Source organism: Larsenimonas rhizosphaerae (assembly GCF_026240105.1).
Taxonomy (GTDB): Bacteria; Pseudomonadota; Gammaproteobacteria; order Pseudomonadales; family Halomonadaceae; genus Larsenimonas; species Larsenimonas rhizosphaerae.
The window spans coordinates 14,322-27,284 of record NZ_JAPIVE010000001.1 but is presented as its reverse complement, the minus strand read 5'-3'; the positions used below and the strand labels follow the sequence as shown (position 1 = coordinate 27,284).

Below are 12,963 nucleotides of genomic sequence, written 5' to 3'. Positions count from 1 at the left end.
CACACTCCCTTCCCTACTACATTCGAGTAACGCCTGTTACATTCAGTAAATAAACGCCTTCTGCCATATTGGAGCATTACATGAGAGCAGCAGACATGAAGGCAAACCTGCGGGCGGTGTGGGCTGCTGCCGGCGGTGATCCCGGTATCCCTGGTGGTATAAAGCCGGTCGCACACGTGGATGCAGAGCGCTACAAGGGTACCTGGTATGAGATTGCCCGCCTGGATCATCCCTTCGAGCGGCGCCTCAGTGAGGTGACAGCAAGCTATTATCCCAGAGCCGATGGCGGACTTGATGTCGTCAATCGCGGGTATGATGTGGTCAAGCGGATGTGGAAGGAGGCAAGGGGCGTGGCTTATCCGGTCAACCAGCCTGCCGACGGCCGCTTCAAGGTCACCTTCTTCTGGCGGTTTTATGCCGGTTACAACATTATTCTGCTGGATCCCGAATATGATCATGTCGTGATTGTCGGGCCCAATCGCCACTTTCTTTGGGTACTGGCGCGCACACCCTGGATCAGTGATAGTGTCTTCAAGGATATTACTCACTGGCTGTCTTCTCAGGGATTTCCGGCCAGCGACCTGAACAGGGTTCATCACGAGCGCAGCTACCCGACGCACACTGGAACCCGCTGAAGGCACGGCCCCCTGGGCCGGCGCCTCTCCGTTGATACTCGGGTGCGAGAGTACATTGACCGGCAGGATAGACGTTCAGGCAGCACTTTCAGGTGATCAGTGGATGTGCCGAGGCGGAGATGCCACTTGATAAGTAACCGTCAATATATATCGAATCATCACTCGGCTGCGGCAACCACGGTACCAGCCTGATAGAATGGACGGCTTTTACGTCCCGATTCGTCAGGGCCTGCCATGCCTTCAGGAGTCATATTGTCCATGGCCGATACTTCCATTCCCCTGGAAATCAATCATCTCCACAAGAGCTTCAACGGCAATCCGGTGTTGAACGGGTTGTCGCTCAAGGCCCAAAAGGGTGATGTCATTACACTGATCGGTGCATCCGGCTCCGGTAAAAGCACCTTCCTGCGCTGCATGAACCTGCTCGAAATGCCCGATCAGGGCGAGCTGATCGTGCATGGCGAGGCCATCGGCTTCAAGGTCGACCGCAAGGGGCAACGCCAGCCGGAAGACTGGAAGCAGGTAGAACGCATTCGTGCTCGCTTGTCGATGGTCTTTCAGAACTTCAATCTGTGGCCGCACATGACCCTGATCGAAAATGTCATGGCCGCTCCGGTGCACGTGCTCAAGATGCCGAAGGCCCAGGCCCGCGAAAAGGGAATGGCGCTATTGAAACGTGTCGGGCTTTCCGAACGGGCCAGCTACTTCCCGACCCAGATGTCCGGTGGCCAGCAACAGCGTGGTGCCATTGCTCGTGCACTCGCGATGGACCCGGAAGTCATGCTGTTTGATGAACCGACCTCGGCCCTTGACCCGGAACTGGTCGGGGATGTGCTTCATGTCATGCATGAACTGGCTGATGAAGGACGCACCATGATCGTGGTCACCCATGAAATGGATTTTGCCCGCGATGTCTCCAACCACGTCATGTTCCTGCATCAGGGTCTGATCGAGGAGCAGGGTGCACCCGGTGACATACTGACTTCACCGCGTTCCGAGCGGTTACAACAGTTTCTGGCACCTCGCTATTGAGCGGCTGACCCGGTTTCCCTGACGGTGATGCGCCAGACGCATCTTCCGGATTCAACTACTGCGCACCGTGCGCGATCAGGACGCGTTTATGCTTGATCTTCATGGGTACGGCCCCCGCCTGCTGGAGGGGTCGCTATTGACACTGGAACTGGCCCTGCTGTCGCTGCTGCTCGCAGTCCTGCTGGGATTGTTATCAGCCAGTGCAAAATTATCGTCGTCTCGCATACTGCGCGGCATTGCCCACGTTTATACGCTGGTCATCCGCGGCGTGCCGGATCTGGTACTGATGCTGCTTTTGTTTTATGGAGGCCAGATCGGTATCAACATGGCCACCGACTGGATCTACAACGAGTTTGATGTCGACATCTTCATCAATATCAATGCCTTCGTGGCCGGTGTGGTAACCATCGGCATCATCTTTGGCGCCTACATGTCCGAAACCTTCCGCGGGGCGTTTCTTGCCGTCGATGAGGGTCTGCTGGAGGCGGGACGCGCCTATGGCATGCGGCCCTGGGCGGTATTCAGGCACATTCGCTTCCCGCTGATGATGCGGCACGCCCTGCCGGGGCTGGGCAACAACTGGATGGTGCTTTTGAAAACCACCGCGCTGGTGTCCATTATCGGCCTGAGCGACATGGTCAAGGTCGCTGCCGAGGCCACCAAGGCGACCCATGAACCCTTTCTGTTCATGATCCCTGTCGCACTGGGCTACCTGTTGATCGCCAGCGTATCGGAATGGTGCTTCATGAAACTGCGCCAGCGGTTTGACATCGGCTTCTCCAGCGGAGGCTCCTCGTGGAACAATTAAGTACTCTCTGGCAGCCTGTGCTGAGCTGGATGAACGGCAATGACATCTTTACCCCCAACACCTTCGAGATGTACTGGTCAGGACTGGTCAATACCGTGCACCTGGTGTTTGTATCGCTGGTCATCGGACTGATCATTGCCGTTCCTCTAGCCATCGCCCGAGGCTCATCAAACCTGTGGATCAGGAAACCGGTCTGGTTTTTCACCTATCTGTTTCGCGGCACACCGCTGCTGATTCAACTGTATCTGGCCTACTACGGGTTTGCCTTTATTCCCGGCATCCAGGACACCTGGCTATGGTTTTTCCTGGAAGACCCGATCTATCCGGCGCTTCTGGCCTTTACCCTCAATACGGCGGCATATACAACCGAGATCTTCCACGGGGCCATTCAGTCAACACCCCGGGGTGAAATCGAGGCTGCCCGTGCCTACGGCATGAACAGGTTCACCATGTTGCGCCGCATTGTATTACCCAGCGCCTTCCGGCGTGCGCTGCCAGCCTATGGCAATGAGGTGATCTTCATGCTTCACGCCAGTGCCATTGCCTTTGTAGTCTCGATCACCGACCTGACCGGGGCGGCCTACTATATCTATGCTCGTTTCTACGCGCCCTTTGCCGCGTTCCTGTTTGTGGCGGTACTTTACATGGCGCTGAGCTTCAGTATTCAGGGCCTGTTCAAATACCTTGAAAAACGCCTGCTGGGGCACCTGAAACCCCAGTCGTGATTCATGACGTATCGGTCATTGCCGGTTATGCTTGTACCCTGCATACCGGCCACACGCCGGTACAGGGCATCAATGGATCACTACCACAATGCCGGGCTATCCCCGGCCAACAACAAAAGGATGTTTCCATGAAACGGATTCTGACCCTGTCACTCATGGGCGCGGCACTGGTTGCCGGCACGGCCCAGGCAAAGGATTACGACACGGTACGTATCGGGGTCGATATTCCCTATGTACCGATGGAATATCGCCAGCCGGACGGCACACTGGCCGGCTTTGATATCGATCTGGGCAACGCCCTGTGCGAGCAGGCCAAACTGAAGTGCAACTGGGTCATTCAGGGCTGGGACGGCATTATTCCGGGCCTGCAGGCACGCAAGTTCGACGCCATCATGTCCTCGATGACCATCAACGATGATCGTAAAAAACAGATTCTGTTTTCCGACCCGTACATGACTCCGCCCTCTGCCTGGTTCACGCCTGAAAAAAGTACACTTGAAACGCCTGACAAGGCCAGCCTCAAGGGCATGAATATCGGCGTACAGCGAGGCACCGTACAGGACAACTACGTGACCGACATGTTTGGTGACGAGGCCAGCATCAAGCGCTACGCCACTGCCGACGATGTCGCCGTGGACATGGAAGCAGGTCGACTGGATATCGCCTTCCTTGACTACCCTACCGGCAAGGCCGCGCTGGTGGACAGCAAGGATGGCAAGTTCAAGACCGTGGGTGACATGCTGACCGAACCGAAGAAATACTTCGGTGAAGGGTTCGGGATAGCGTTTCGAAAGCGCGACCGGGAACTGGCAGACACCTTTAACAAGGCCCTGGCCGAGCTCAAGAGCAACGGCACCTATAACAGCCTCTATTCCAAATACTTCCCTGACGGCAACACCCACTGACATCCTTTCATGTTGAACGACTGAAAACGGCGCCCGAGGGCGCCGTTTTCATTTTCCATGCCGTCGAATCCGGCCGGCTCACTTCATGATGAGGGCGCTATCGCCCGCTTGATTGCAGACAACGGTGCGCCAGTGGGTACTTCCGGCTCATCCACGGCAAAGGTGGCACGTGACAGGCGCCGCACCCGCTTCATGAACAGGGCAATCGCAATCAGCGTTCCTGCTGCAGCAAAGACATAGCTGACCTCCAGCGACAGTCCGAAACCGATCGGGGCATATGCCATGTAGGTAAAGGTCGCCATCGTCATGAAAACAGCCGGAATCGAGGTCACCCAGTGCGGCTTTCGTGCCAGAACGAGATACATGGTGCCCACCCACAGGGCAATAACCGCCGTGGTCTGGTTCGCCCAGGAGAAGTAACGCCACAGTAGCGTGAAGTCGATGTGGGTCAGGGCATAGGACATTATAAACAGCGGTGCAGCAATCCAGATCCGCTTCGCTATCTTGCGCTGATCGATCTTGAGGTAATCGGCAATGATCATGCGTGCACTGCGGAAGGCCGTATCTCCGGAGGTAATCGGCAGTACGATAACGCCAAGAATGGCCAGTGTGCCGCCAATGGCACCCAGCATCTGGGTGGATACGGCACTCACCACGGCTGCCGGTCCGCCGGCTGCCAGTACCGCTGACAGGCTTTGCTCACCGTGGAACATGCTCATGGCGGCTGCAGCCCAGATCATGGCAATAATGCCTTCGGCAATCATCATGCCGTAAAAGATGCGTCGTCCGTTGCCTTCGTTCTCGGTCGTGCGAGAAATGATGGGCGTCTGGGTTGCATGGAATCCGGACAGCGCGCCGCAGGAAATGGTTAAAAACAGCAGCGGGAAAATCGGCGCCCCTTCAGGGTGCATGTTCTGGAAGCTCAGCTCCGGAATAGGCGCCCCGGTAAAGACCAGACCAAGACCGATGCCCAGTGCACTGAACAGCAACAGCGCACCAAACCAGGGATAAATCCGCCCAATGATCTTGTCGATAGGCAACAGGGTGGCCAGCAGGTAATAGGCAAAGATCGCCAACAGGATCAGCGGTACATTGAACGATGTCAGGTTGGCCAGTAACGCTGCCGGTGAGGTCACGAATACGGTACCGACCAGCAGCAGCAGCAGGATCGCAAACCCGTTCACGATGTGCTTCATGGACTTGCCAAGAAACTTGCCCGCCAGCTGAGGCAGATGAGCACCATGATTGCGAATCGAGATCATGCCGGTCAGATAATCATGAACCGCACCGGCAAAGATACACCCGATCACGATCCATACAAACGCCACGGGGCCGTACAGCGCCCCCAGAATCGGCCCGAAAATCGGCCCGACGCCGGCAATGTTCAATAGCTGGATCAATGCATTACGCGGCGTTTTCATCGGCACGTAATCCACATTGTCGCGCATGGTAAAGGCCGGCGTCTGACGCTGACGCTTGACGGCAAACACCCGCTCGATAAATACCCCGTAGGTAAAATACCCGAGGACCAGAAGCGCAATAGCTACCAGAAACGTGATCATGAACTCATCCTCGCAGGCCGCCCCGCACACACTTGTCGAAAGCGATACTGTTGTTACTGCAGCACAGGCATGAGGTCATGCCTAACGAAAGACGCCGCCCTGCATGGCGGCCTCTTCGGATACCCTACGCCTGGTGGTATGACAATACCGTTAGACGTTTGTCGACATCAGTTCACCGGAGCCAGTGTGGTCCTCAGCCAGCCCCCACACTGCTGAACCAGCTGATCTGCCAGTCGATGCTGCCCTACCCGCCGCATGAAGCCATGAATGACGCCATGATAGCGACTGGCAATCACTGTAACGCCGGCCTCGGCCATATGACGGGCATAGGCCTCCCCTTCATCCACCAGCGGATCGAACTCCGCCGTCACGACCAGCGCCGGTGGAAGCCCGGCCAGATCCGTCCGCTGGAGCAGGCCGACATGCTGATCAAGCGCCTGTTCCGGGGAGGTCAGATACTGTGCAACAAACCAGTCTCTGGCCTGTCGCGTCAGGCCATACCCGACGCCATGACGATCCAGCGAGTCAGTACCGGCCGCCGTGAAATCGGTCTGCGGATAGATCAGGCACTGTCCCATCAGGGCGGGCCCATCTTCATCCCGGGCTCGTAGTGCCGTCACGGCCGCCAACTGCCCTCCGGCACTGTCACCGGCCACCGCCAGACGCTCGGCATCCCCTCCGTGTTGCGCCGCAGTGGCATGGACATGACGAAGCGCCGCCATACAATCATTTGTCGCGGCGGGAAACGGTGCCTCAGGTGCCAGCCGGTATTCGACCGATACCACAATGGTTTTCGAGGCACGGCACAGGGCGCGGCACAGCGTGTCGTAATTATCGACGCTGCCAATCACAAACCCGCCACCATGAAAGAACGTGACGACCGGCAGTGAGGCCACTGAGCCATGTACCTGAGGGATGTACCAGCGAAGACCGATGCCGGCATCGGTCTCGCCGGATAGTGTCTCGTGGTCGATACGCGCCACGGGATACGTTGACCCCGGCAGGGTGCGACGGTTGTTTTCCGTATCAAGCCCCTGACGCACATCACTGACTGAACCGGTCGAAAAATCAGGCAGGGGGTGCTGGGCGGCTTCTACCAGCCACGCATGAAACTGACGGTCAAGCGGCATGAGCTATCCTCGGTCAAAGGTAATATCACACAGCATAGTCGGTACGGCATGACAGGCCGCACCGTTCGAGGGACAATGCCCGGCTACATTTTCTGTCATGAGCGTTGCCATGTTATCGACATCCCGCCACTCGATCATTGCTGCCCCCGTCTGCGGCCTTGCCCTGGTACTGCTGAGCGGGTGCGATCGCCCGCCGGCATTGCATGTCGCAGAGGGTCAGGCACAGGGCACGAGCTACCACATCAAGTGGTGGAGCGAGGATCAAAGCGATGACAAGGCAATTGCCGGCGACATGTCCGACACGCTCAAGCGCATCGATCAGGCCATATCCACCTATCGCGATGATTCCTGGCTGGCTCGTTTCAACCAGGGAACCTCCACTGACTGGCAAAAGGCCCCTGGAAGCGTGCTGGCACTGCTGCACATCGCACGCGACGTCAATCGACAATCCGGCGGCTGTTATGACCCGACCATCGCGCCACTGTTTCGCCTGTGGGGCTTCCAGACCCATCAGTTTCATGTGCCGACCGATGCTGACATTTCAAGCGCGCTGACCCACACCGGCCTGCAGCACATCGAAGTCAATACCAGTACCGGAGAAATTCGAAAGACACGTCCCGACCTGTCGCTGGATTTATCGTCCATGGGTGAGGGATACACCATCGAGCAACTCGCGGACGTATTGCAGCAGCACGGCATCACCAATTATCTGGTCGAGATGGGGGGAGACCTGTTTGCCAGAGGGCATAAACCGGACGGTAGCGCATGGCGGGTAGGTATTGAAAAGCCCCAACAGGGTGCGCCCGCCTCACAGCGGGCCTTTGATATCACTCAGCAGGATGGCGTATCGCTCAATACGTCCGGTACCTATCGTCGCCATTTTGATGAACAGGGCAAGACCTACGGCCACATCATTGATGCCCGTACCGGTCGACCTGTCACGCACCACCTGGTATCAGCCTCCGTGTTCGGTACGCGCCCGGCCCTTACCGATGCCTGGGCCACGACCCTGCTGTGCCTGGGGCCCAAGGAAGGACTGGCCGCCGCCAATCAGTTGAACATGCCGGTGTATCTGGTCGAGAAGAAAGGCCAGACGCCGGTCACCCATGAAAGTAACGCGCTGAAGAACACGCCACTGGTCAGTGAAGTGACCGGCAACTGAGACGGCGGCTATTCGTGCTCGTGGGCGTAACGCATGAAGCCCACGATCCAGCGCGCCATGAGCGTATCGTCAATCTCGGCCAGCAGGGAATTCATTCCTGCACGATACACATTGCCAGGCAGGATATTCTGCTTCTGGTTCATCAGTGCCCCCCCACAGGCGCGGGTAAACTCGGGGTGCCCCTGAACGCTCAGGAAGCAGTCGTCATACTGCAGCATATAGCTCGGACAGAAACTGCTTTCCGCCAGCACTTCGGCAGCAGCCGGCAACTCCACGACCTGATCGCGGTGACTGACGACCAGATCAAGCCCCTTCTGCCACGGCTCCATCCACGGCATCTGCATGGTCACCGCATTGAAGGATACACCGACGCCCCAGCCACGAGCGCTTTTCTCCACACGCCCTCCCAGGGCCTGGGCGATCAACTGATGGCCAAAGCAGATGCCTACCAGTGGCCGTCGGGCTACCCACAGGCAACGAACAAACTCCTCAAGGGGAGCAATCCAGTCATGGCCGTCATACACACTGGCCTTGCTGCCGGAAATCAGCCAGACATCGGCATCATCCAGTGAATCAGGCAGTTCATCTTCATGTATGCGCCAGGTTTCAAACGTGAGCGCCGGGTCGGCCTGTCGCAGCAGACGCTGATACATTTCGGGATAGTTGCCATGCTCCTTCGCAATGGCAGGCGAAATATCATCACATTGAAGTAAGCCGATATGCATTGTGTCTCCCGTTGGCCCTTGGTTATCTGATTACAACAACGGCCACGCCCTGTTTATATCAAGGCGTGGACGCCCCTCTCATCGCACCACTCTTAAAAAGAATGCGTTCGTTAATGAAGTTCGGATTCGGCACTGGCGATGGCTTCAAACTCCTCTTCCGGCGCCCGAGCCACAAGCCGCTTGCGGCTGTAAAGCCCGAAGTACGCCAGCATGATGGCGTAAAACAGTGCCGACCAGAGAGCTGCCTGAATACTGACTACAAAGGTGGATGCAAAGGCAATCAGGGCCAGCACCATGGCCACACCGGAGGTCAGCGTCCCGCCGGGGGTAACGTAGGGACGCTTGAGATCGGGCTCACGGCGGCGCAGCAGAATGTGTGACAGCATCATCATCGCGTAGGAGATCGTCGCTCCGAATACCGCCATGGTGATCATCAGATCACCCTCGCCGGTCAGCGAGAGCAGGAACCCGATGATGCCGGGTACGATCAGTGCCATGGCCGGTGCCTTGCGTGCATTGGTCAGCGACAGTCCTCTGGGAAGATAGCCCGCGCGGGACAGGGCAAATACCTGCCGAGAGTAGCCAAAGATGATCGAGAAGAAAGAAGCGATCAGACCGGCGAGTCCGATCAGGTTGACAAAACCTGCCGCCCAGTTGCCCTCACCATACACCGCTGACAGGGCATCCACCAACGGCGCTGCCGAGGTACTCATGGCCTCGGCACCGGCGCCTCCTGGTGCCAGCAGCAGCACACTGGCAGCAAATACCAGCAGGATCAGCATGGCAGTAATAATCCCTCGCGGCATGTCGCGTCCGGGATCACCGGCTTCCTCGGCGGCCAGAGGTACCCCTTCCACGGCCAGAAACAGCCACATCGCAAACGGCAGCGCACTCCACACGCCCATGAACCCGTGCGGCAGGAACATCGAGGCGCCTACCGTGGATTGATCCGGTGCAATATCAAACAGGTTATCGATACTGAAATGCGGCAGCATGCCAATGATAAATACCCCGATCGCCAGTACTGCCAGCGCCGTGATACCGATCATTATCTTGAGTGCCTCCCCGGCCCCCCATAAATGGATACCGACAAAAACAGCATAGAATGCAGCGTATACCAGAGGGCCATTCACACCGATCAATGACTCGACATACCCTCCGATAAAGATCGCTATTGCAGCGGGGGCGATGGCGTATTCAAGCAAAATGGCGGTGCCGGTGATGTATCCCCCCCAGGGGCCCATCGCACGGCGGGCAAAACTATAGCCTCCCCCGGCCGTTGGCAGCGAAGAAGACAGCTCCGCCAGTGTAAACACCATGCCTGTGTACATGATCGCCATCAGCAGGGTGGCGATCAGCATCCCACCGAACCCTCCCGAGGCCAGCCCGAAATTCCAGCCGGCGAAGTCTCCTGAAATCACATAGGAAACCCCAAGGCCAGCCAGCAGTATCCACCCGGCAGCGCCGTGTTTCAGTTGCCGCTTGTCGAGGTAATCATCGCTGACGGATTGGTACCCCACGTCATGTCGTGATGCGTTGTGCTTGCTCATGATCTCACCTTGTTATTGTTGGCAGTGATGTGCATGTGTGCAGTGATGGATAGTGCAATATGCCGAAGCCCGGCTTTCTTCCCCGTTGTCATGCAACGAAAGTCGGGCTTTTTCATCATGCCGGGCCGGGTGAGTAGAAGCGAGGGTTCTTTCACTTGTGTGCACAAAAAAGGGAGACCTCATGGTCTCCCCTTTTGACATGGTCACGGCAGTGGCGGCTATCAACCGATATCAGGCATCCGCAACATCGCTTCTATGGGGCAGATCAGGGCCACGGCGCTGGCAGGTGACGGCAGCAGCACGGTGGGCAAACGCCATCATGGCCCGAATCTGTTCCGGTACCAGTCCGGAGACACCTGCCGGTGTAGAGAGACGCTGCTCACTCAACCAGCACAGCAGCGCAGCCTGAAAGGTATCCCCAGCGCCAACCGCATCCACCACGTCAAGCGGTGTGATCGGCACACTGACAGGCGCATGATCATGCGTATAGGCCACTGCCCCATCGCCCCCCTGGGTCACGATGACAAGACCGCAGCGTTTGCTCAAGAAGGAACGAGCTACATCCTCGATTTCTCGCTCGGGGTACAACAGGTGCACGTCCTCATCACTGAGCTTGATCATGTTGGCATAAGATGCAAAGGCACTGACCTGCTGCTGCCAACGCTCAACGGAGGGTTCGATGGCCAGACGAATATTCGGATCAAGGGAGATCAGCCGCTGTTCTCCGGCGTGAGCGACCAGATCCAGCAGTGTATCAGCAGTAGGATCAACGACCAGCGAGTAGGACCCAAGGTGAATCCCTTCCACCTCATCGGACAACACCGGCAGATGGGCTCGAGTCAGACTGCGATCAGCCGCACGCTCGCCATAGAAGGCGTACCGTGGCGATCCATCGGAGCCCGGAGCCACCATGGCCAGCGTGGTTGGCGCATCCAGCCGCACGACATAGTCGGTATTGACGCCTTCCCTGGTCAGCACATCAAACAGCTTTTCGCCCAGAAAATCATCCGATACGCCGGTCATCAGTGCCGAGCTTCGAGACAGCCGGGACAGCCCGACGGCGACATTGAATGGCGAGCCACCAGCAATCGCCTTGAACGTCATTGACGCATGACCTGCTGCCTGGTCAGGCTCGACAAAAAAATCAAACAGGGCTTCGCCACAAATCAGGAACATCGTTTTTCCTTCTACGGTTTTTTACGGCTGAGCCGCATGACTGGAGATCAGGTAAACGTCCTGTCTCATCACTCTATTTCAAGCCCTGGCGGCAGACTGTCCGGCCACACCGGCTGGTCAGACTCCATTGAAGCGACCGGGTAGGCGCAGTAATCGGCAGCGTACCAGGCACTCGGGGCGTGGTTGCCGCTGTCCCCGACCCCGCCAAATGGTGCCTTGCTGCTGGCCCCGGTGGTCGGACGGTTCCAGTTGATGATACCGGCACGCACCTGCAGCAGTACGTTATCCCAGTCCGACGCCGTTCCGCCGATCAAGCCGGCGGCCAGCCCATAACGGGTTTGATTGGCAAGCTCGATGGCCTCATCCATGGTCTCGTAGCGCCTTACCTGCAGCAGGGGGCCAAAATACTCCTCATCCGGCACGGAGCAGCCGGTCACGTCGACAAGCCCGGGGCTCAAAAGGCTGGAGCCCTTTTCCAGCAAGGCAAGTCGTACCAGCACCTCCCCGCCAGCAGCCTCCAGTGCCGCCTGAGCCTCAAGCAGGCCATGCGCTGCCTGGGACGAAACCAGCCCGGAATAAAAGGGTGATGGCTCCGAAAACGGTTCGGCCACACGCAGGGTCTTGAGGGTATTGATCAATAACTCGATCAACGCATCGCCCTGAGCGGTACGAGGGACCAGCAATCGTCGCGCACAGGTGCATCGCTGCCCGCCGGAAACATAGGCAGACTGGATGATGGCCAGTACGGCAGGCTCCAGCGCCTCAAGCTCGCCCACGATCAACGGGTTATTTCCACCCAGCTCCAGCGCCAGCACCTTGCTCATCTGCCCGGCCGACTGTGCATGCAACAGGGCACCGGTGCGAGCGCTACCGGTAAACAGGAGCCCGTCGACGCCCTGGTGCTGCGACAGGGCTCGCCCGGTATCTGCTCCCCCCTGTACCAGATTGATCACACCTGCCGGCAACCCCGCGGCCTCCCAGCACTGCATGACCAGATCTGCCGTGGCCGGCGTCAGCTCACTGGGTTTGAACACGACCGTATTGCCCGCCAGCAGCGCCGGTACAATATGCCCGTTGGGCAGGTGACCGGGGAAGTTGTAAGGCCCGAATACGGCCATGACGCCATGAGGTCGATGGCGCACTACTTCCCGCATGGCACCGTTTTGTCGTTGCTGCTCTCCGGCTCGTGCTTCCTGTGACTGGCGGGATACCTCTATCTTGGCAATCATGGCGCTGACCTCCGTCAGCGACTCCCAGTAGGGCTTGCCGGTTTCACGAGCAATCAGGGTAGCCAGCGTCTCGTGATGACGTTCAAGAGAGGAGCGAAACCGCTCGATAATGGCCAGACGCTCGCTCAATGCACGGCGGGCCCACTCGGGAAAGGCCCGACGCGCAGCCGTGATGGCTTCATCCACCTGAGCCTCCGTGGCACTGTCACCCCGCCAGACAAGCCGCCCATCGACCGGGTCATGCTTCGCAATATTCTCACCCTCACCTGAACGCCACTGGCCATCTATCCAGAGTTGCTGCCTGACCGTCATCATCGCGCGTCT

Annotated in this window: 12 protein-coding genes; 6 read left to right on the top strand and 6 right to left on the bottom strand. The window is 58.0% G+C overall.

What is annotated here, in order from left to right; translation table 11 throughout:
* Window positions 1-95: 95 nt before the first annotated feature.
* The 5 genes from OQ287_RS00105 (at window position 96) to OQ287_RS00085 (ending at window position 4,105) form a co-directional block, all read left to right on the top strand.
* Window positions 96-635: a lipocalin family protein gene (locus OQ287_RS00105; protein ID WP_265895165.1), complete on the top strand. Its 540-nt coding sequence runs from the start codon at window positions 96-98 to the stop codon at window positions 633-635.
* A 258-nt stretch (window positions 636-893) separates the two neighbouring features.
* Entirely contained in the window at window positions 894-1,667 is a 774-nt protein-coding gene (locus tag OQ287_RS00100; RefSeq protein ID WP_250935763.1) for an ABC transporter ATP-binding protein, read from the top strand.
* Between the two features lie 88 nt (window positions 1,668-1,755).
* Window positions 1,756-2,475, top strand: coding sequence for an ABC transporter permease (locus OQ287_RS00095; RefSeq protein WP_265895163.1), 720 nt, complete (start codon window positions 1,756-1,758; stop codon window positions 2,473-2,475).
* A gap of 29 nt (window positions 2,476-2,504) precedes the next feature.
* The gene (locus OQ287_RS00090) at window positions 2,505-3,200 is read left to right on the top strand and encodes an ABC transporter permease (RefSeq protein ID WP_250937969.1); all 696 of its coding nucleotides are present in this window, start codon (window positions 2,505-2,507) and stop codon (window positions 3,198-3,200) included.
* A gap of 128 nt (window positions 3,201-3,328) precedes the next feature.
* Window positions 3,329-4,105, top strand: a complete 777-nt coding sequence (locus OQ287_RS00085) for a transporter substrate-binding domain-containing protein (RefSeq protein WP_250935758.1) — start codon at window positions 3,329-3,331, stop codon at window positions 4,103-4,105.
* Between the two features lie 83 nt (window positions 4,106-4,188).
* Here OQ287_RS00085 and OQ287_RS00080 read toward each other — a convergent pair whose 3' ends face one another.
* Both OQ287_RS00080 and OQ287_RS00075 read right to left on the bottom strand, forming a co-directional pair.
* The gene (locus OQ287_RS00080) at window positions 4,189-5,667 is read right to left on the bottom strand and encodes a carbon starvation CstA family protein (protein ID WP_265895162.1); all 1,479 of its coding nucleotides are present in this window, start codon (window positions 5,665-5,667) and stop codon (window positions 4,189-4,191) included.
* 167 nt (window positions 5,668-5,834) lie between these two features.
* Window positions 5,835-6,797 (bottom strand): alpha/beta hydrolase, encoded by a 963-nt coding sequence (locus OQ287_RS00075; protein ID WP_265895160.1) that lies wholly within the window; start codon window positions 6,795-6,797, stop codon window positions 5,835-5,837.
* Between the two features lie 109 nt (window positions 6,798-6,906).
* Here OQ287_RS00075 and OQ287_RS00070 point away from each other — a divergent pair, with 109 nt between their 5' ends.
* Window positions 6,907-7,959: an FAD:protein FMN transferase gene (locus tag OQ287_RS00070; RefSeq protein ID WP_265895158.1), complete on the top strand. Its 1,053-nt coding sequence runs from the start codon at window positions 6,907-6,909 to the stop codon at window positions 7,957-7,959.
* A gap of 8 nt (window positions 7,960-7,967) precedes the next feature.
* Here OQ287_RS00070 and OQ287_RS00065 read toward each other — a convergent pair whose 3' ends face one another.
* The 4 genes from OQ287_RS00065 to astD form a co-directional block, all read right to left on the bottom strand.
* Window positions 7,968-8,684 (bottom strand): glutamine amidotransferase-related protein, encoded by a 717-nt coding sequence (locus OQ287_RS00065; RefSeq protein WP_250935748.1) that lies wholly within the window; start codon window positions 8,682-8,684, stop codon window positions 7,968-7,970.
* Between the two features lie 110 nt (window positions 8,685-8,794).
* Entirely contained in the window at window positions 8,795-10,234 is a 1,440-nt protein-coding gene (gene eat, locus OQ287_RS00060; protein ID WP_265895157.1) for an ethanolamine permease, read from the bottom strand.
* Window positions 10,235-10,465: 231 nt separating this feature from the next.
* Window positions 10,466-11,410 (bottom strand): carbohydrate kinase family protein, encoded by a 945-nt coding sequence (locus OQ287_RS00055; protein WP_265895156.1) that lies wholly within the window; start codon window positions 11,408-11,410, stop codon window positions 10,466-10,468.
* Window positions 11,411-11,478: 68 nt separating this feature from the next.
* Window positions 11,479-12,951 (bottom strand): succinylglutamate-semialdehyde dehydrogenase, encoded by a 1,473-nt coding sequence (gene astD / locus OQ287_RS00050; RefSeq protein ID WP_265895880.1) that lies wholly within the window; start codon window positions 12,949-12,951, stop codon window positions 11,479-11,481.
* Between the last annotated feature and the right edge of the window lie 12 nt (window positions 12,952-12,963).